A 19,920-nucleotide genomic window follows, 5' to 3' on the forward strand; every position below is an offset into this window, starting at 1 on the left:
TTTTGTGGGATGAGAAATCTTGGTAAATGTGACTAACTTTTTCCTTTAAGGTTTCTCTCTGGATATATTTTAATTTACATCCACTTACCTCGTATGTGGGTAAAAATATCCGTTGTCTTGAGCAAGAGCAAAGAATGTAACCACAAATTACGAATTATTACAATAGCTGAGTGTAGAGGTAATTTTTTGTTTTTCCTGACTAACTCTAAGTGAGTTGGCTATTAATGCTATACTGTTTACCCAATTCAATGTCCAGAACTATTTTCTGGAAGTGCGCTCTAAATCTACAATAATGGAGATAAGGTTCGCCCTCATTGCTTATTAAGCTGCTACCTAATTGTTACCGATTCTACATATGGGCAAATTGGGTGATTCAGCAGTTTCTCCTAGTAAAAATCAGAGTATCATGGCGTAAAAGTACCTTCAAGCTAGACAATCAAACACCTGTATTTTCCCTTACATAACGCTTTTGGTCAGCGTGGAGAGTAAATCTTAAAACCAGCCTCTCAAAACCAGCCGCGTAATTACCTGATGGGGCAAAATGTAAATCAGGCGTAGTCTCTGAGTTTGGTTAGATGAAGGAACCTAAGCACAAGCTAACTCTGAGTTTGTCGTGCAGTGAGAAGTTCTTCAGAAGTTTACTCCTGCAAAGAAGTAACCTTACACGGAGCGACTTGTGAAGAAGCAACTTACTTTTCAATTGGGTTAGTTTCCTTTGTGGGGACTTCGGGAACCCAACTTGAGGGTAATTCGTGTCCAGCTAGTATCCGTAAGCCGTGAGGGTATACGGTAAAGAACCAAATTCAAGCAAAAATGATGTTTTGACCAAAGGTCGGTTCACTGCATGGAATTTTCAATCGCTACACTCCTTGCCAATTTCACCGATGATAAATTGGTGGCTCGCAAAGTTTTGGAAAAGAAACTGGGATGCGAGGATGAAGACAGTTTAGAAAAGCTCCACATCGCCTTGGAAGTGTTGGAGAGAATTGGGGTTTTGGCAAAAGAACGCGGGAAGTATCGCCGCATTTCCGAGGAAGGGATGATCGAAGCAAAGCTACGTTGTTCTAGTAAGGGCTTTTGCTTTGCCATTCAAGACGTGGAAGGGGCTGAGGATATTTATATTCGTGAAAGTCATCTGAGTAATGCTTGGAATGGCGATCGCGTATTGGTACGTGTTCTCAAGGAAGGCAGTCGTCGCCGTTCTCCTGAAGGAGAAGTTAAGCTGATTTTGGAACGTTCCAATCACACTTTACTGGCACGGATTAAACAAGTAGAAGGCGGTTTTCGCGCTGTCCCTCTAGATGATCGGCTGCTGTTTGAGTTGAAAATTCAAGCCAACAAACTCAAACTAGAAGAGGCCATTGATCACCTAGCTCACGTCGAAGTACTGCGTTATCCTCTAGCCCAGTATCCCCCAGTGGGTCGTGTAGTCCAAATTTTGGGCAGTGATGCGGAAGCGGCTGCGGATATAGATTTAGTTACCTGTAAACATGATTTATCACGTAATTTCCCTGAGTCAATATTAGATGCAGCTGCTAAGTTACCCAAAAGGCTACTGAAAGCAGACCTAAAAAATAAACTAGATTTACGCAATCTATTTACCTTTACTATTACTGGCATTAATAGCGACACGAAGGTAATAGAAAATGCCATTAGTTTAGAGAAAACAATAGCTGGCAATTGGCAATTAGGTTTTCATATTGCTGATGTATCTCACTACGTCCAACCAGATGAACCCTTAGACAGGGAAGCAATCAAACGGGGTCGGTCGGTGTATTTGGGAGACTTGGTATTGTCCATGCTACCCGATACTGTAGCCGATCGCGCTTCCCTGGTCACTGGAAGCGATCGCCTAGCACTGTCTTTTTTAATTACCATTTCTTCCCAATCCGGAGAAGTTTTGGAATGGGAAATTCAGCCTAGTGTCATTAACGTAGATAGCAACATCAGTAAACAGCAAGCAGAAGCGATTCTCCAAGGTACAGTCACTAAAAAAGACTCGCCACAGATTATAGAACGGCTACAAAACTTAACCACTATTGGGCAAGCCATCAAGGAATCCCGTCTAGCTCGTGGTAGCTTACAGCTAAATCTGCCCTCGAATCACAACCCCTACTATGATGAGGGTAGTTTAGGGGCTGTACTGGTGAATGACTCCCCAGTGCGATCGCTACTGATGGAATTGGTGTTACTAGTTAATGAATTAATCGCCACCCATTTGAGTGCTTTAGGTGTCCCCGCTATCTGGCGCACTCAAGGCACACCAGATTCGGAAGATGTCCAAGAAATGCTGAAACTGGCGATTAATTTAGGGGTAGAACTAGCGCTAGAACCAGATGTAGATATCGAACCCTTAGATTATCAACAGTTAACCAAGGCTTTTGCTGAGTCTCCCTCAGAGCAGGTGTTAACTTATCTTTTGCAAGATACCCTCAAGCCTGCGGTGTACAGTACTACCAAAGCCTCCCACTTTGGTTTGGCACTACCACAATACACCCACTTCACAGCCCCTCTACGCCGTTATCCAGACTTGCTGATGCAGAGGGTGTATTATCAGTTACTAGAACACGGACGCGATCGCCGTAACACCAGAGTCAAAGAACGGGTTAACCTACGCCACTCCTCCAGCCACTCCGAAATTAACTGGAACGTATTAGCCCCAGAGTTGCAGCAGGAAATGCAAAGCGACCTGACCAGGGTGATTATCCAAATCAACGACAGGGAAAAAGAAGTCCAAGAAGCCGAAGCCGATTTAGCTGGACTGCAAAAAGCCCAACTGATGAAACAGCGCATTGGTCAAGTCTTCCAAGGCGTGATTACTGGCGTACAATCCTACGGTTTCTTTGTAGAAATCGAAGTACCAGCCGCCGAAGCTGCAACTAATCCGGGTGTACCTTTGCGGGTGGAAGGGTTAGTACACGTCAGTTCTCTCAAGGATGACTGGTATGAATACCGCGCCAGACAACAGGCACTCTTTGGCAGAAAAAATCGTGCTTCTTATAGATTAGGCGATCGGGTTTCCGTACAAGTCAAGAGCGTCGATTACTATCGCCAGCAAATCGATTTAGTCACTGTTGGTAGTGATGGTTTAGTTAAAAATTTAGGTGTCGGTAATGTCAATGGTGATATTTCCGATATTTACTTACCAAACGACCTGGAATCTGATGATTTAGACTCTTATGCAGATGAAGAATAAATTTTGTTAAGTATCTGGTGTCACAACATAACAAACCTCTGATTATCGGCGTATCAGGAGCATCTGGACTGATTTACGCCGTCCGCGCCCTTAAATATCTGCTCACCGCCGACTATGAAATTGAATTAGTTGCCTCTAAATCAACTTACATGGTTTGGCAAGCAGAACAGGAAACTCGGATGCCATCAGAACCAAAACAACAAGAGCAATTCTGGCGAGAACAAGCCGGGGTTGCTCTCTCTGGCAAACTGCGTTGCCATCCTTGGAGCGATGTAGGAGCCAATATCGCCAGTGGTTCCTTCCGCACCTCAGGCATGATTGTGATTCCTTGTAGTATGAGTACAGTAGCCAAGCTAGCGGGTGGTTTGAGTTCTGACTTACTAGAACGGGCGGCTGATGTGCATCTCAAAGAAGGACGTAAATTAGTTATCGTTCCCAGAGAAACGCCCTTCAGCTTGATTCACCTACGCAACTTAACCACCTTAGCTGAAACTGGAGTCCGCATTGTCCCCGCCATCCCTGCTTGGTATCACAACCCACAAACCATTGAGGACTTAGTTGATTTTGTTGTTGCTCGTACTTTAGACCAACTTGATATCGATTGCGTACCTCTAAAACGATGGGAGGGAGGTAAAGTGTAATTTATTGCGCTTAAGTGCGGGACGCTCCGCGAACGAGAGACGCGATGAATCTCGTCTGTACAATTGTTGAAAGGATCTGGTCTAATACCCCAACCTGCACAACGGTTGGGGTATAGGGATATAATTGAAAACCGCGTAGGCGAAGCCTCACCGCAGGCTATTACGAATTATTTTTATGGCTGTAATTCGCTTAACTTTATTAGTAACAGTACTAGGTGGACTAACACTTTTGTTAGTGCAGAATTGGTCGCCAGTTTTACCTCTAGTGTTTTTGGGGATGCGAAGCCAGCCGTTACCATTGGCTCTGTGGATACTGTTTAGTACAGTTGCTGGTGCTGCCACATCTTTATTAATAACTAGCTTATTTAAATTATCCAATTATTTTGGGGGGCAACCACGTCAAGTCCCGCCTAAATCAACCACAACCTCTAGTCGTAGTACAGCGAACCGCAAAGAAGAATTTACACCTCCCCCATCTAGCCAAGCACCGCCAAATAAAACTAACTACGCGGCTCGTGATGAATTTGATGATTGGGAAAGTAACGGTGCAGATGATGACTGGGATTTTGAAGAAAAGCCAGGCAATACACCAAGTACCAATTCTCAAGCTGAGTCATTTCCAGATTCTTCAACTTATGAGCGTCCACAAAAACCTAAAAGCGCCTCTCAGTCAGGTTCTACATATTCCTACAGTTACCGAGAACCAAAAAACACCGCAGCAGGTAAGAGCGAATCTGTTTATGATGCTGATTACCGAGTTATTATTCCTCCATATCAGCCACCCAATAAAGAGGTAGCCAATGATGATGAGGATGATTGGGGTTTTGATGATGATGAATGAAAGTGCTATAAGTGCTGATTTGTATTGGCTATAGCCGGATGTACAGCCAGATGTAATTCTCCCTGACACAGGCCAGAGTGCTTCTCTACGAGACGCTATTGCGAACGAGTCAGGAAACCCCCCTACTTTTACTTAACACCACATCGTTCACGAGATTCCTGCTTTACTTTTCCGTTCATAGCAGCTTCTTGCAAACTCATGAACGCGTTTAAATCTTCCGAATCATAATGAGTAGTCAGTAAGTAACGTAGCTGGTTTTCTGCTTCAACTGTGAGATAACCTGTTGTTAAAGCTTGTTGCACAACATCACGAATTCGAGTCATGGTTGATGCCTCATTACACACCACATTAATTAATTTGAGCTAACGACCTGAGAATATGCAGTATTGTTTATACCTAAACTGTCAATTTTGGTAAAGCTGTTTGATGCTCTTTTAACAGTAGTGTCGTCATTTTTTACACCTTTGTCTTTAAAAAATATTGATTAAAGCAAGTTAAATCTAAAGGTAAAAATATGGTTCATGTGCTGTATAAAACACCGTATTATGTCCAACTGAAGTGGCTCCGTAAAGGATAAAGTAAGGCTTGTTTATATTGACTGAACTTGGTTGATTAAAGTTTCAAAAAAGTTTTATTAAATTTCCTTTAAACCTAACCATACCTAATACATTACTACGAAGCCACCCCATAAAAGTTATTAAATTAGTTATAAATTTACCTGTAATCTATTTTGGCTGTATGTAATAATTGTCAATAAATTTTCCAAGTTACATTGAATACATATCTAATAGTAATAATAACAGCTAGTATCGATAGCTAGATTAATTTATAGGGATTATAAACAGTTTAGAGTCAAAAAATTATACATATATATTAGTATCCAATAAAGGAAAGCCTCAGATATAATTAGAAAAAATTCTCAAAGAATAAGTATTCACATAATTTTATCCCAGCAGAACTTATGAATATTCTTAATCAAAGTTTTAGCAGTATTGCTATAGAACTCCTTTGTGATTCTTGAAATATATCTAGAGGAAGCACTGCACCTGTAAACTTTTCCTGTCCTCAAGGAGGTAGTGCATTGTGTTCCTTCTGTTACATAAACTACTGTCACATGATTCTAGGCATTAATCACTCTACTTAAGCCCCAAGGTGACTGAATTTTTATGTGCACGCACAGGCCAAGTCATGACGAATCCAATGGGATTGCTATGTGAGGGTTTATTTATTTAATGGGTCTGTAAAATCTGGGAAGAGATGCTGAGGCTGGAAACAAGATACTTCGATAAAAGTCAAAAATTTATATCAAGTAACTTATTTACCAGAAATCGGTAGCTTACTACTAAGCAGAACAGAGTAGATCATTAAAGTTCTGTAATGAGAACTAAAGCCCTGACTAAAAACTCAATGTTAGTTTTTGAACATTACTTAACATGGTTTGGGTTTTCAAGTCGTTCTGACTTGAAAATACTTTGATCCTTTTTCATGCGTTCTGGTGTATGTAATTTATGATGGCTACTTATAAATTGTTAATGGCTTTTTCAACCAATTAAGGTCAAGAGACTTAAAAACGACCTGATTATATTACCTGGCGATCGCTAGTTTTTGCACCTACCCTAAAGCAGATATTAGATAAACTCATACGGGGATGGGTAAGGCTGATTGTATTATGGTTTCTTGGGCATCACTCATTCTACTGGGGTTGTTTTCAATCATCACACCAGATTCTGATACACAAAAACAAGTCGTCGCAAAATGGAGAATTAAGCAAGAATGAGTAGTTTATTGCAGGGAGTTAACCTATACTTAATCGGTATGATGGGCGCTGGTAAGACTACAGTAGGACATTTACTCGCTCAGGAATTGGGTTATGGCTTTTTAGATACTGATAATGTTATTGCCCAAGCTGCTAAAAAATCTATCAACGAGATATTTGCCGAAGCAGGGGAAGCTGGATTTCGCCAGATAGAAAGCGATGTGCTAGCGCAGGTTTGTTCCTATACCAAGTTGACTGTAGCGACAGGTGGGGGTATTGTGTTGCGACGAGAAAACTGGAGTTACCTACACCACGGTTTAATTGTGTGGCTAGATGTGCCAGTAGATATACTTTATGAACGTTTAGCGGCAGATACAACAAGACCACTTTTACAGGATGATGACCCTAAAGGCAAATTGCGATCGCTTCTAGAACAACGAACACCGCTTTATTCGCAAGCAGATTTACGCATCTGTGTCAATGCAGAAGAAACACCAGAACAAATTGCCAATAAAATTATGCAGGTCATTCCCAGCGTCTTGAAACCAACTGCCGCTCATTCGTAATTCGTAATTTGTCATTCGCAATGAAAGCAACAATTACGAATTATACTGACTGCATAAATATATAAGTATCCACGGCTCCTCAATGATGGTCAACGATATTGAGTATATCAGGCAAGCTGAAGCTACTCGTGTGCAGGTACTAAGCGAAGCACTACCTTATATTCAACAATTTGCCGGTCGCACCGTTGTTGTTAAATATGGTGGTGCGGCTATGAAAGATAGCCACCTCAAAGACCAAGTTATCCGCGATATTGTCTTTTTATCCTGCGTTGGGTTGCGACCAATCTTAGTACATGGTGGCGGCCCGGAAATTAACAGTTGGTTAGATAAGTTGGGAATCGAAGCACAGTTTAAGAACGGTCTACGAGTCACCGATGCTCCCACAATGGATGTGGTGGAAATGGTGTTGGTAGGTCGAGTTAATAAAGAAATTGTCTCTCTGATTAACCAAGCTGGCGGCTTGGCAGTAGGACTTTGTGGTAAAGATGGTAACTTAATTACTGCCCGTCCCCAAGGTCAGGAAGGTATTGGCTTTGTCGGGGAAGTGAGTAACGTTAACATCAAAATTTTGGAAACTTTGGCAAGTAACGGTTATATTCCCGTCGTTTCTAGCGTTGCTGCCGACGAATCGGGACAGGCTTATAATATTAACGCCGATACTGTAGCTGGTGAAATTGCTGCTGCCTTAGGGGCAGAAAAACTGATTTTATTAACGGACACCAGAGGTATTTTAAAAGATTATAAAGACCCTGGAACATTGATTCCCAAAGTAGATATTCGGGAAGCCCGCGAATTAATTAATGGTGGTGTTGTTAGCGGTGGGATGATCCCCAAAGTTACTTGTTGTGTGCGATCGCTCGCTCAAGGAGTCAGAGCCGCACACATTATAGACGGCCGTATTCCCCACGCCTTACTACTGGAAATCTTTACTGATGTGGGTATTGGGACAATGATTCTCGGTTCTCAGTATAGTTAATTTGTAGGGGTATGGGTAATTGGTGAGTCCAGCCCTGTAGGCGGTGAATCCAGTGCTGTAGGAGGGTTTCCCTCCGTAGGGGACTGGCGTTCGCCGCAGGCGTTCTCGTAAGAGTACCCGGAGGGTAAGTTGGTAATGGGGGCTAATCTTTCCCCCTACCCCCCACTCCCTATTTTCCAGTTAGTGCTGATCGGTAGGCAAAAGTGAGTACAGAAAGTTTAGAACTGGCTAAAACTCGATATCAAGCGGGTAAATTTGCTTTTGAAAATGGGCAATATCGAGAAGCGGTAGAAAATCTCGAAAAAGCCAGCGCCTTAGTCGCGCGTAACTCCCGCCTTGGGGGTGAAGTAGAAATTTGGTTAGTTACAGCCTATGAAGCCGCAGGACGTACTGAAGATGCGATCGCCCTTTGTCAGCAACTTCGTCGTCATCCCCACTCAGAAACTAGCCAACAAGCCCGACGTTTGCTTTATATCCTGCAAGCACCAAGATTGAAAAGACCCAGCAATTGGATGACAGAGATTCCTGATTTAGGCGCACTGTCTGACAATGAAGCCAAAACTCGTGTTATGGCCAAGCCACGTAAACCTACAGAAAAAAAAGCACCTGCTGAAGTTGAATTTGTTGATCTTTCTCAGGTAAATACCAAAGATAATCGCTTTATCTGGCTTTCCTTAATTGTGATTGGTTTAACTATTGCATACCTGGTTTGGCTGGGTTTTTAGGAGCCAGGGGGCTAGAAAACTATTGGCAACTGACAACTGACACACAAAGTGCCGTAACTTTTGAGGAGGAATATAGTAATGAATTATGTTAATCTTGGCAAATTTTTTCGGAAATTAAGCAAACAGTATAAGTTTTTTCTGCCAAACTTAAGTGCTAAAAACAAACTTCGCAAACCCATTTTTTTATTAGTGCTGTTAACATCACTGCTATTAACTGGCTGTGTGCAGTACGATGTGGGTGTGGATTTTGATAATTCTAATCATGGTCAACTGGTGCAGCATATCAAATTAGCAGATAGGCTGACCAGTTTTAGTGGTGATTATGTTTACGAATGGTTAACTAGCATAGAACGCCGCGCCCGTAAACTAGAAGGCAATGCCAAACGCATTTCTCCAGAAGAAGTAATTGTGACGATTCCTTTTAGTAATGGTCAGGAATTACAAACAAAATTCAACGAATTTTTTAATTCCCGCGCCCGTCAAACCAATGATACTGAAGCAGGTACAGAAAATTCCGAATTTCCTAAAGTAGAGTCTAATTTGTTATTGACGCAAAATAACTTTATTTTGGTAGTCAGAAATCAATTAATTTATGACCTAGATTTGCGATCGCTCTCTTTAATCGCCAATAAAGGTAATGTTTTAACAGATACTGGTTCCATTCTTGATTTAAAATTCGCCTTAAAAACACCTTGGGGAGCCAAAAGCATTCAAAGAACAGAAACATCCGTCCCACCAGAAAAGCAAAGCGGACAGCTGGTATGGCAATTGCAACCCGGTGAACTCAACCATATAGAAGTAGTCTTTTGGCTACCCAGTCCTTTGGGTATTGGTGCTTTGTTAATTGTCCTGTTTGTTTGGGGTGGATTTTACCTCAGGTATACATTTATGCCAGACCCCAAACTGCAATTAGCTAGCAAATCCGCCGTAGCAGAATAGGTGATGAGTGTTGAGTAGTTAGCGCACCACCTTATATTAAGGAGATAATCGGTGAATTTCCCAACTGTCATCATTTAAAAGAGTATAAAGCAGGCGATCGTGTAGGCGGCTAGAGCGTCCTTGCCAAAACTCTATCTGTGAGGGGATCACTCGCAAACCCCCCCAGTGGGAAGGTCTAGGAATCTCCTGATTTTCATATTTATGCTGAAATTCCTGCATCCTTTGCTCTAGAACTTCTCGACTGGCGATGATTTCGCTTTGATTTGATACCCATGCACCCAGTCGGCTATTAGCAGGACGACTGTAGAAGTAGTAGTCTGATTCGCTTTCTGAAACCTTCTCTACCCTACCTGAAATTCTGACTTGGCGTTCTAATTCTGCCCACCAAAAGACCAAAGCTGCTTGGGGATTTTCAGCTAGTTCTTGACCTTTCCGACTGTTATAGTTGGTAAAAAAGACAAAACCCCGTTCATCAAAGTCTTTAAGCAGTACCATTCTCGCGGAAGGTTGACCATCTGGTGTACTTGTAGCGATAGTCATAGCATTGGGTTCTGGAAGTTGAGCTGCTAAAGCCTGCTCAAACCACCTTTTAAATTGTCTGAAAGGATTAGTATCAACTTCTACTTCACTTAAAGCCTCTAGGGTATAATCCTTGCGGAGGTCAGCTATGGTTCTATCCATAATGATTTAGTTCCTTTGCATCAATGCGCCGTTCTTCATCCCTTCAAAGTTTACTCATTTATGGTCTGAGCGGCCCGGTTATCGCTCTGAATGTCTGGCTATTGTCCGTACTTTTTCGGTATTTTCAAAGCCCTTTTACAATTCTGAGTCTGGCGGCGATTTTAGCTTTCTTACTCAATTATCCAGTAAAATTTTTTGAACGGGCGAGAATTACCCGCACTCAAGCTGTTGTTATTGTTCTGCTGGTCACCTTAACTTTATTCGGCATTCTGGCAGTTACTTTAGTGCCGATGCTGATTGACCAAACAGTCCAACTATTAAATAAGATTCCTGATTGGTTAACAGCTAGTCAAGCAAACTTAGAGCATTTTGAGAGATTTGCCAAGCAGCGACGTTTACCCCTTGATTTGCGGGTTGTGAGTAATCAAATAAACGCTAGCATTCAAAGTGTAGTGCAGCAACTGGCTTCTGGTGCGGTGGGATTAGCTGGAACATTGCTCTCAGGATTACTCAATTTTATATTAGTGGTAGTGCTGGCATTTTATATGCTGATATATGGCGATCGCGTCTGGTATGGTCTGATGAATCTACTACCATCTAAAATCAGACTCCCTTTAACCAAATCTTTGCAGCTAAACTTCCAAAACTTTTTCCTCAGCCAGTTATTGCTGGGGTTATTCATGATTGTCGCGCTTACCCCTATTTTCCTCATCCTCAAAGTACCCTTTGCTTTGTTATTTGCCATACTCATTGGAATTTCTGAACTCATTCCTTTTATTGGCGCAACTTTAGGTATTGGGTCAGTAACAATTTTGGTGCTTTTGCAAAACTGGTGGTTAGCAGTGCAAGTGGCGATCGCCGCAATTATCATGCAGCAGATCAAAGACAATCTCTTAGGCCCCAAGTTACTGGGTAACTTTATTGGACTTAATCCTATTTGGATTTTTGTAGCAATTTTGATGGGATATGAAATAGCAGGTTTATTAGGAACACTAGTTGCTGTTCCTATTGCCGGCACAATTAAAGGAACTTTCGATGCTCTTAAGGGTGGCAAGTCAGATGACTTTATGTCAACAGTCACTATTGACCATGACTCACCTCATGATGAATAGTTAATAGTCAATATTAGTATTCTGTACGCCCTGATCTTCTCCCTATCGGATTATTTCGCTGCATCACAAAACCTAAAGATACTCGTTTCATTATTAAGTACAAAACTAAAAGAATCACAAAACTAGCAGTAATAATAATCAAAGGCTGCTTTCCTAAAAGTTCTTCTATACCCCTGGTCAATACAGCATCTGGTTGAGTAATAAAATCCCAACTATTAAATCGCAGAAATCTACCCCAATAAATGCCGATCGCACACAACGCATGAGTGATTAATTCAACCTTTAAAATCCATTCACTTTTCTCAATGCGGTGTAAATAATAACCTAAATTTATTAAAGAGATAACATAAGCTTCAAATCCTGCTAAGGTCACCAACAAATAAACAGGAATTAGTACTAAGGTAATCATCCATACCGATTCAATGGTGCGAATATCGTGTATTAAATGAATTACATCAGTTAATAAATAAGGTGCGTTAGGTAAAAAAGCATAGAAAACTAAAAATCCTAGCCACCATAGCCAAGAACGTCCGCTTCTGGTGCGGAACAGCCAAACACTCAAAAGCAAAGGTATAAAAGCCAAAAATAAATTCCAAGTCATCCAACGCATATTTATACTCAAGACTTGCAATACTCTGGCTAATAATTCTTCTTTCATAGCTGTTCGCTCTCAAAAGGTATAATTAGTCTGAATTTTATTTACTAGATAATTGTGTATTTTTATACACTTAAAAACACATAACAGTTCCCAGATGAATGAGAATATAAACTAATCACAAAATCGTGATCCAACGAAATTTTCCACCCTATAGTCTCTTTTCATAACTAATGCTTTAAATTGGTTTCAATTTCTTAGTTTATATTTGTTTTTGTGTGAGCAACATAGATGAATCCTGACAAGCCACAGTATAGCGATAAAATTATTAGTGGTAAAGCTCTTCTCGTAAAATAGTTGTCAAGAGTTGTAGTACAAAATACTAAAAACTACGTAAAAATAACGTCTAACAACCTCTCTTTATTTTGCTTCCAGGTTAATTACAATCTGCTAGTTTAAAATTCCTGAATTATCTGTGAAAAATTTATGATTCACCGTAATTAAGAGGGAAATTGAACAAAAGTAAGTGGTTTTATCAGTCACCTACTCAGGCTGATTGCAGTATTTATTTAATTCTTTAACTAAGGTATCTGCTTCTTTGCCAGTAGTATTTGCTACTTTTGTGAGAGCCGTATCAATTTCTGTTCTAGCCTTTTTGAGTTTTTCCTTACCTGTGGGTGATTCTTCCGCTAATTTAGCTGCACCAAGCGCCTTACCTGCTGTGGCGATCGCCTGACTAATATTTTGGAATACTTTGATGAAACCAGTTTGAAATTCCTTCAGATTTGGGTCTGTGAAATTAAGTTCTGCTAAAGAGGTTGTAATTGCTTCTAAATCCTTCGATAGTTGTAAGCTTGTAATGACTTGTTGTCCTTTGTTTTGCTCAATCAGGGAATTTCCCGCATTCACCACCTGAATCAGTCGCTGACATTGGGTGGTTTTATCTTCAAAACAACCAGTAAGCAATACAGAGATAGTTATACCAATAGGAATAATAAGATTATATTTGCGCCAAGCCGACATACATTCTCCAAATGACAATCGAATCTCGACAATCATAGCTAATAAAAAAACCCAGTTGTTGGCTCATCTGGGTTTTTCTAATTATCAAAATTATGAAGTAGTAGTAATTTCTGGCACAAGTTCGGTCACTAACTAACTTTAACCTGTGCCGAAATATCTATGAACCTGATGTTTTGAGCCAGTTTTGTTTGCGTTGCGACAATAAACCAAGACCAGCTATTAAACCAAGTCCTAGTACAGTAGAGGACTCAGGTACTGTTTTTGCTTCCTCGTATTCGTAGGTGACTGTGACACTAGCTTTGGCTAAAGTTTCTATACCACTGCTGATGTTACCAGAGCCGGTAACAATTGAATTAGCAAAGGCTGAGAATAAAAAGTCTATATTACCAGTACCAGTAAATGCTTGCAAAAACTGGGTATCAGTAAAGACTGAGGTTGTAGATTTTGTCGCAGCTAGAGTATTAATCTTCCTACCTGAAGCCCCAGCCTTATCGTCCGTACCGTCATAGGCTGCAACTTGGTAAGTATAAAGATTTTCTGGATCAAGCAACAACGGAGTTTGTGGTACAAGATCCGGTTGTGATAAAGAGAGGTTAGCATTTAGCTTTACTGTTATTGTAGAAGCGTTTCTGCTTTTGTTTTCAAACTCTGCATTTCCAGTTAAGTCGCCGACAAAATTTAGAGTTACTTTTTGGAGAGTACCAAGAGAAGAGTTAAACTTTTGTACCCCAAGAATAGAATTCTCGATATCTGTAGTCTCGAAAGCTGTAGAACTTGTGTAGCTGAGTGAGGCTGCACTAGCAGATCCAGCAGTAGCAATAATTCCAGCGAGGGTTGTAGCAGCACCTAGTGTTTTAAACAGTGTTGTTGTCATGGGTAAATTAAGTTAGCTAAAAAAGAATTGCAATGATGACTAACTTATTTTTAACGCTGGAATCTTGTTTACCGGGTTGATAAATATACTTAAGTTTTTGTGAAGCTTTATCAACCTGTCAAATTGTTAGAATACATCCGGGTGATTCTTGCCTGGTAAACATTTCGCTTCTATCTTCACTAAGAATGTCTGCTAGTAAATTCTCGTAATCTGGCTATTTTATCAGTGTATTTGTATTTACTTATTGATCAATTTATAAGATATACGTAGTATCACGGTTTTGCTGGGAAATGCCTATTCCAGCACATCCAATTTTTTATTTAATAATTGATTCACGCGAAATTGTAATCGTTGTTGGAATTGTTTAGTACGTTGATAAACTAACTTACGTTCCTGACTGGAAACACAATCAAATACTTTGTCATTTAATTTTTCCACAGGCTCAACAAAGTAATGTAAGCGAGTTCTCATAGCCCAAACACCCATTGAAGGGAAAACAATTAAAGCGAATATTAAAGGTGATATCGGTAAAAATGGTAGTTTAAACAGTTTGCGTAATTTTTTTAAATTAATCGTCCAAGGATGTAAAGATTCGCTACCGATACAGACCACAGGGAGAATGGGGATATGATAGCGATCGCTTAACTGTACAAAACTCAAATCAAACTTCTGTAGTTGGTAACGTTGTCGCCAGCCTTTACAAGGCCCCCGTATTCCTTCGGGCGCATATAACAGAATTTTACCCTGTGCTACGGCTGCTTCAAAATCACTCAAATCAGCCCGGACTGCACCCAAAACCTGCGACCATTTGGGAGGTAGCCACCACACCATCCAAGGATGTTCAAATAATGACCCCTCTGCTATTGGTTGGGCTATCCAACCTCTTGTTTGACCTAATAAATAACCCAAACTAATAAAATCCCAAGGGAAACACATCCCTGCATGATTCATCGCCACAATCATCGGGCCTGTTGATGGTAAATTTTCAACTTGATGCAATTCCCCACGGAAATAATGCTGCACAATTGGGGCTAAAATCTCTTCCCGAAAAGCCTGTTGATAATTGGGGTTAAATTCCTCAGCCTCTGTTCTGGGAGAACGACAACCCAGACGCAACCATCTACTGAACAATGCTACATAAAATCCGCAAGGAATTAAAAACAGCAGATATTCTAACCAATTCCATCCATCTGGGTCTTGATGATAATGTTGCCAGTGACGGTTAAATAAAATCAACCAGCCAGGAGGATACCACAAACAGAGCCGATCAAACCAGCTAAATTTATACCCCCGGTTGATATTCTGATCTAAGTGAGTATTTATCAAACTTTCAGATGGTTGATTAATCACAAATACTTAATATTCAAAGGTAAAAGTTTTATCAGGAAAACATACTAGCCTGAAAAATTTATCATTTGTATCCGACCATAGACGTAAAATTTACTACATTTTCTATGAAATCAGAGGTGATGATTTAGGAAATACTCCAATCATCCATTACCCAACTTATACTTCTTCTTCCCAAGTACGCAATTGCAAATACACAAGAACCAAAGCCATAGCTAACAGTACTGTTGCGGCGGCGGCGGCGTAACCAAAATCGAATTGTCCGAAAGCTTCTTGGTAAATGTAGTAAACCAGTAAGTTGGTTGTATTTAAGGGGCCTCCACCAGTCATTACGTAAACTTGCTCAAAACTCCGCAATGTGAAAATAGCTGTGGTGACAGTGGCAAATATTAAAGTGGGTCTTAATCCTGGTAGGGTGATATGCCAAAATTGTCGCCAACCATTGGCACCATCTAATTCTGCGGCTTCGTAGCGACTGGGGGGAATGGCTTGCAACCCTGCCAAGAACACCACCATATTAAACCCTAGTTGTTTCCAAATACTTAAAATAATTAGTACAGGCATTGCCCAAAATGTATCGCCTAACCAAGAAATTGCTGGGATGCCAAATATATTTAAAAATGCGTTTATTGGGCCAGAGGTTTGAAACAACCAACGAAAGCCTAAACCAGCAGCAACCAAAGAAATGATTGATGGTAGAAAATAGGCGCTACGCAGTACCCCTCGCAAGGCCATAGAACGGTTCAATAAAACTGCCAGTCCCAAAGGAATCACTAAACTGGGGATTACAGAAGCTACGGTAAAGTAGACGGTGTTGCCAATAACTTGCCAAAAATCAGGGTTAAGTAACAATCGCCAGTAGTTCTTGAAACCTACCCAATATGTACCTGTGGAAGTGAAACTACCGGCAGTAAAGCTTAGATAAAACAAATAGGCAATAGGCCACAGGACAAATAAACCCAACAAAATTACAGCCGGGGCAAGAAAAGTCCAAGCGGCGAATGTATCATTGTCTAACCATGACTTAGTGGATATTTTTGGCATTATAATTTTCCTCTCAGCTGTCTTGAAAATGGGTGTAAGGGTCTAGGTAAAAGAAATTTAGGACTTACGCGTAGTCAGTAGTCAGTAGTCAGTAGTCAATGGTCAATTTTCTTCCTCCTACCTCCCTAGTCCCTAGTCCCCAATCCCCAGTCCCCAATCCCCAGTCCCTAATTTTGAATTGTTTATGACCCTCCGCCCTGATTCTACCTTTAGCCTTGTTTCTCCCAGCATTAATACACACCAATTGTCTCATGGCGCTCCTGTGAAACTGGGGGTAATGGCTTCTGGTAGTGGTAGCAATTTTGAGGCAGTTGCTCAAGCTATTGAAGACCAGCAACTCAATGCCCAAATCCAAGTTTTAATTTACAATAATCCCACGGCTAAAGCAGCAACTAGAGCAGCTAATAGAGGAATAGAAACGGTTTTGTTAAATCACCGTGAATACAAAAATCGGGAAGTTCTTGATCAAAAAATTGTTGAAACTCTACGTCAATATGATGTGGAATGGATAGTTTTAGCTGGTTGGATGCGTGTGGTGACATCGGTTTTAATTGATGCCTTTCCCCGACGCATTATTAATATTCACCCTAGTTTGTTACCTAGTTTTAAAGGCATTCATGCTGTGGAACAAGCTTTAGAGGCTCAGGTAAAAATTACAGGTTGCACAGTGCATTTAGTTTCTCTAGAAGTGGATAGCGGGCCGATTTTGATGCAGGCGGCCGTGCCAATATTAACCGATGACACAGCAGAAACACTCCACGCCAGAATTCAGATTCAGGAACACCGTATATTACCACAGGCGATCGCTCTGGCGACTCAGACTAATAGGACTTACGCATGAAAACGAAAGATCAAGGGTTTGGAGAAGGAAGGGTATAGGGGTATAGGGGTATAGGGGTATAAATATTTGAAACCCTTACACTCTTACACCCTTACACCCGGTCTCAACAGACAATCTGTGTGCGTAAGTCCTAGCTAATTTAACGGAAGTGTTGTGTTCTACGACTGGCGCAGTTTCCACAAACAACTAGAAACCAAATTGGTCATGATATGAGCCACAATTGGCACTAGCAAGTTACCACTCCACAAGGCACTGTACCCCAGTATTACCCCAACAATGCTTGCCCAAATTACGTAAGGCCATTGTTGGGAACCACTCAGGTGCAGAATACCAAAGCATAAACTAGAACCAATAACGGCGAAATGATCTAAGCCTAAAGCGGGTAACATAACACCGCGAAATAATAATTCTTCACTTAATCCTGGTAGTAACCCCAACCAAATTAAGTCTGGCCAGGCTAAAGGTTTCAGCACTAATTCTAAGTAATAGTCGGCGCTTCTGCGGTATGCCTTCCAAAAACTATAAGCTAGCCCACTTAAAACAGTAATAATTAACCCTACACCAAGCCCCAGCAAAAAATCTCTTGGGTACCAATGCCATTCAAATAACAAAAAGTTCCCAAAGCGTAACCATAGTTTAGCAACTGTCCACAACAAGACGGCAGTTACACCCATCGCCACTAGCACTTGGGTACGTGTTAAGTATGGAATTTCTGGTTCTTGTTTTTGTTGTTCAACCACAGGTGTTTTAGGGGATTGGGGATTGGGGGAAGAAAATGGACTATGGACTATGGACTATTGACTATGGACTATTGACTATTGACTATTGACAAAGAGACTTTGGATTAATGCCTGCTTTGTGGGCTACTATGAAGCCGACTGCTTCTAAATAAGATTTTACTTGTGTGGATTTAATTCCTAAGGCTTGGGCAGGGACTTGAATTTGGGTTTGATTTTCCTCTACAGTGATAATCTGGCATTGCTTTTGGCTTAGGCTGAGTAAGGCGCTGCTACCGCAGGCTGTTGCTGGCATGATAATAGCATCCACTTGCTCTGCCCAAATGTCTTCTAGGTGAGATTGGCTTAACTCTTTCTTTAATATAAATTGTGGTGCGCGGCTTAAACCTACGAGTACGCTCGGTAAGAAAGTATAACCTAATTCTTCTGCCGCAGAACGGGGGGATAAGCCTGGATATGGCGGTTCTGGTGCTAAAGCGGGGGAATGGGCGCAAGGAATGTGAAAGTTTCTGACTACTAAATGGCTAATGACTGCTTCTGCACCAGCTATGGGGTCTACACCTTTACCGTGGCGATAGTTTTGTGCTGCTTCCTCATTCATATCATCCGGGAAACGGGCGACAACTGCGATCGCTTCTGCCCCGTTTTTGTTAATTAATATTTCCGCAGCTCGTAATAAACTATCGGGGTTGCCAATTGTCCCCCAACTTGCGCCTGATGGTGCAGTTCGTAATTCTACATTCAAGGGCGCATCTGTAATTACATGATCTGTGATGGTTAAGCCTAAAGTTGCGCGCGCTGCATCGGCTGCTTGTAGGTGTCGTAGTCTTAAATCTGGCTCAATACCTTGGTCTAAAAGTAACCCAACTTTATTATTGCGTACGGGGCGCAAACCCCAGCATCCGGCAGCAAATTTGTCAAGTCCATAACCTTCCACATAGAAAGAGTTAGGGATATTCCAGTATAAACTAGCACCGTTAAGAACATTGGGGTGAGTGATCAGGCGATCGCAAACCTGTGCTATTAATCTAGCAACAGGTAAAGCATCCCCCGCATATCCCCCAATCGCTGCACCAATACCAGTAGGTACAATCAAGATAGCAGTGTAAGGACGATTCATATTCAGTGCTGAGTTAATGTAGCTTAAAAATTATTGCGGATGGATGGGTTAATTTCCAATTGGAGACACTTTAACCCCCAATATTTATCAATACTCAGCACTTAGGGACTTCCGGATAAAAAAATGTCCAAAATGTAGGGTGCGTCAGTGCGAAAAAACTTAGCTGTGACAAGAAATTATTCATGCTGACGCACCCTACTAACCGTCAATTTGGAATAATTTGTTTTTTGGTGTTCCCTGAAAACTCCCTACTCAGCACTAGCAGTAGTAACCACAGCTTCTACTGTCGCCTTTTGCTGTTCATCATCTACAGCAGTAATCGCCCAACGCAGAGGTTCACCTTGCTTTTGCAACTCAGCCTCAATGGCTTGTTGCAACTCTGTGGGTGTTTCTTGGATGTCGATTTCTACACTGATAAAATGAGTTGTCATCGCTGTCAATCCAGTTGATTTGTAGCTTCTAGAATAACCGATTTCAGCCCTATGCAAATACTGAGTTGATTTTATAGTTGGTGTAAATGGTAATGGGTAATAGCGAATAGGTAATTGTTTTTTACTATTACCTATTACCAAAATTATCTTACTTACCGAATTGCTTTTGATAAACAGTGTCTTCTTTTTCGGTTTCAATTTTCAAATCGGAACGAGGATAGGCTACACAAAGTAATGCGTAACCTTGTTGTTGTAGTTCTGGGCTAACCCCCATACCATCAGTTTGATCTACAGTTCCGGTAATAATTTGACCAGCACAAGTTGTACAAACACCAGCATGGCAAGAACTAGGTAAATCTAACCCTTGTTCATCTGCAACTGATAAAATGGTTTTATCTTCAGGAACTTGTAAAGTGTGGGTTTTGCCTTGGTGATGAATTTCAACGGTGTATGTTTTAGACATATACAAAATCAG

At 41.1% G+C, this 19,920-nt stretch carries 20 protein-coding genes; 9 read left to right on the forward strand and 11 right to left on the reverse strand.

Annotation, left to right across the window (positions count from 1 at the left end):
* The first annotated feature begins 844 nt into the window (after positions 1-844).
* The 3 genes from ACM5QX_RS23070 to ACM5QX_RS23080 all read left to right on the forward strand — a co-directional run bounded on the left by ACM5QX_RS23070 (position 845) and on the right by ACM5QX_RS23080 (position 4,678).
* Positions 845-3,196 carry a ribonuclease R family protein gene (locus tag ACM5QX_RS23070; protein ID WP_414755685.1) on the forward strand — a complete coding sequence of 784 codons (2,352 nt, stop codon included), beginning with the start codon at positions 845-847 and terminating at the stop codon, positions 3,194-3,196.
* Positions 3,197-3,213: 17 nt separating this feature from the next.
* Positions 3,214-3,837, forward strand: a complete 624-nt coding sequence (locus ACM5QX_RS23075) for a flavin prenyltransferase UbiX (protein ID WP_011317424.1) — start codon at positions 3,214-3,216, stop codon at positions 3,835-3,837.
* A gap of 175 nt (positions 3,838-4,012) precedes the next feature.
* A complete protein-coding gene (locus ACM5QX_RS23080; protein WP_414755686.1) occupies positions 4,013-4,678 on the forward strand; it encodes a LapA family protein in 666 nt (221 codons plus the stop codon).
* 128 nt (positions 4,679-4,806) lie between these two features.
* Here ACM5QX_RS23080 and ACM5QX_RS23085 read toward each other — a convergent pair whose 3' ends face one another.
* Entirely contained in the window at positions 4,807-5,001 is a 195-nt protein-coding gene (locus ACM5QX_RS23085; protein ID WP_011317426.1) for a hypothetical protein, read from the reverse strand.
* A 1,450-nt stretch (positions 5,002-6,451) separates the two neighbouring features.
* Here ACM5QX_RS23085 and ACM5QX_RS23090 point away from each other — a divergent pair.
* The 4 genes from ACM5QX_RS23090 to ACM5QX_RS23105 all read left to right on the forward strand — a co-directional run bounded on the left by ACM5QX_RS23090 (position 6,452) and on the right by ACM5QX_RS23105 (position 9,640).
* Positions 6,452-7,000, forward strand: coding sequence for a shikimate kinase (locus ACM5QX_RS23090; protein ID WP_414755687.1), 549 nt, complete (start codon positions 6,452-6,454; stop codon positions 6,998-7,000).
* An 82-nt stretch (positions 7,001-7,082) separates the two neighbouring features.
* Positions 7,083-7,976 (forward strand): acetylglutamate kinase, encoded by an 894-nt coding sequence (argB, locus tag ACM5QX_RS23095; protein WP_414755688.1) that lies wholly within the window; start codon positions 7,083-7,085, stop codon positions 7,974-7,976.
* Between the two features lie 203 nt (positions 7,977-8,179).
* Positions 8,180-8,701, forward strand: a complete 522-nt coding sequence (locus ACM5QX_RS23100) for a tetratricopeptide repeat protein (protein WP_414755689.1) — start codon at positions 8,180-8,182, stop codon at positions 8,699-8,701.
* A 78-nt stretch (positions 8,702-8,779) separates the two neighbouring features.
* Positions 8,780-9,640 (forward strand): DUF3153 domain-containing protein, encoded by an 861-nt coding sequence (locus tag ACM5QX_RS23105; protein WP_414755690.1) that lies wholly within the window; start codon positions 8,780-8,782, stop codon positions 9,638-9,640.
* Between the two features lie 36 nt (positions 9,641-9,676).
* Here the strand turns inward: ACM5QX_RS23105 and pdxH are convergent, their stop codons facing one another.
* Complete coding sequence (pdxH, locus tag ACM5QX_RS23110) at positions 9,677-10,321, reverse strand: pyridoxamine 5'-phosphate oxidase (protein ID WP_011317431.1); 645 nt, start codon at positions 10,319-10,321, stop codon at positions 9,677-9,679.
* 23 nt (positions 10,322-10,344) lie between these two features.
* Between pdxH and ACM5QX_RS23115 the strand changes: the two genes are divergently transcribed.
* Positions 10,345-11,433 (forward strand): AI-2E family transporter, encoded by a 1,089-nt coding sequence (locus tag ACM5QX_RS23115; protein ID WP_414755691.1) that lies wholly within the window; start codon positions 10,345-10,347, stop codon positions 11,431-11,433.
* 13 nt (positions 11,434-11,446) lie between these two features.
* On the opposite strand, the gene ACM5QX_RS23120 is transcribed toward ACM5QX_RS23115, so the two are convergent.
* The 5 genes from ACM5QX_RS23120 to ACM5QX_RS23140 all read right to left on the reverse strand — a co-directional run bounded on the left by ACM5QX_RS23120 (position 11,447) and on the right by ACM5QX_RS23140 (position 16,316).
* Complete coding sequence (locus ACM5QX_RS23120) at positions 11,447-12,091, reverse strand: DUF1361 domain-containing protein (protein ID WP_414755692.1); 645 nt, start codon at positions 12,089-12,091, stop codon at positions 11,447-11,449.
* Between the two features lie 480 nt (positions 12,092-12,571).
* Complete coding sequence (locus ACM5QX_RS23125; protein WP_414755693.1) at positions 12,572-13,051, reverse strand: hypothetical protein; 480 nt, start codon at positions 13,049-13,051, stop codon at positions 12,572-12,574.
* A 157-nt stretch (positions 13,052-13,208) separates the two neighbouring features.
* Positions 13,209-13,925 carry a choice-of-anchor E domain-containing protein gene (locus ACM5QX_RS23130; protein ID WP_414755694.1) on the reverse strand — a complete coding sequence of 239 codons (717 nt, stop codon included), beginning with the start codon at positions 13,923-13,925 and terminating at the stop codon, positions 13,209-13,211.
* Between the two features lie 294 nt (positions 13,926-14,219).
* Positions 14,220-15,275, reverse strand: coding sequence for a lysophospholipid acyltransferase family protein (locus ACM5QX_RS23135; protein WP_414755695.1), 1,056 nt, complete (start codon positions 15,273-15,275; stop codon positions 14,220-14,222).
* Positions 15,276-15,431: 156 nt separating this feature from the next.
* The gene (locus tag ACM5QX_RS23140; RefSeq protein ID WP_414755696.1) at positions 15,432-16,316 is read right to left on the reverse strand and encodes a carbohydrate ABC transporter permease; all 885 of its coding nucleotides are present in this window, start codon (positions 16,314-16,316) and stop codon (positions 15,432-15,434) included.
* A gap of 184 nt (positions 16,317-16,500) precedes the next feature.
* Here ACM5QX_RS23140 and purN point away from each other — a divergent pair, with 184 nt between their 5' ends.
* A complete protein-coding gene (gene purN / locus ACM5QX_RS23145; RefSeq protein WP_414755697.1) occupies positions 16,501-17,157 on the forward strand; it encodes a phosphoribosylglycinamide formyltransferase in 657 nt (218 codons plus the stop codon).
* A gap of 158 nt (positions 17,158-17,315) precedes the next feature.
* On the opposite strand, the gene ACM5QX_RS23150 is transcribed toward purN, so the two are convergent.
* From ACM5QX_RS23150 to ACM5QX_RS23165, 4 genes are all read right to left on the reverse strand, one after another.
* Positions 17,316-17,897 (reverse strand): lysostaphin resistance A-like protein, encoded by a 582-nt coding sequence (locus ACM5QX_RS23150; RefSeq protein ID WP_414755698.1) that lies wholly within the window; start codon positions 17,895-17,897, stop codon positions 17,316-17,318.
* A gap of 82 nt (positions 17,898-17,979) precedes the next feature.
* The gene (locus tag ACM5QX_RS23155) at positions 17,980-19,014 is read right to left on the reverse strand and encodes a DUF3326 domain-containing protein (protein WP_414755699.1); all 1,035 of its coding nucleotides are present in this window, start codon (positions 19,012-19,014) and stop codon (positions 17,980-17,982) included.
* 248 nt (positions 19,015-19,262) lie between these two features.
* Positions 19,263-19,445 carry a hypothetical protein gene (locus tag ACM5QX_RS23160; RefSeq protein ID WP_414755700.1) on the reverse strand — a complete coding sequence of 61 codons (183 nt, stop codon included), beginning with the start codon at positions 19,443-19,445 and terminating at the stop codon, positions 19,263-19,265.
* A 148-nt stretch (positions 19,446-19,593) separates the two neighbouring features.
* On the reverse strand, positions 19,594-19,908 hold the full coding sequence (locus tag ACM5QX_RS23165; protein WP_414755701.1) for a 2Fe-2S iron-sulfur cluster-binding protein: 315 nt from the start codon (positions 19,906-19,908) through the stop codon (positions 19,594-19,596).
* Positions 19,909-19,920 lie beyond the last annotated feature (12 nt).

The sequence above is a fragment of the Anabaena sp. CCY 9910 genome (genome assembly GCF_963920875.1).
GTDB lineage: Bacteria > Cyanobacteriota > Cyanobacteriia > Cyanobacteriales > Nostocaceae > Trichormus > Trichormus variabilis.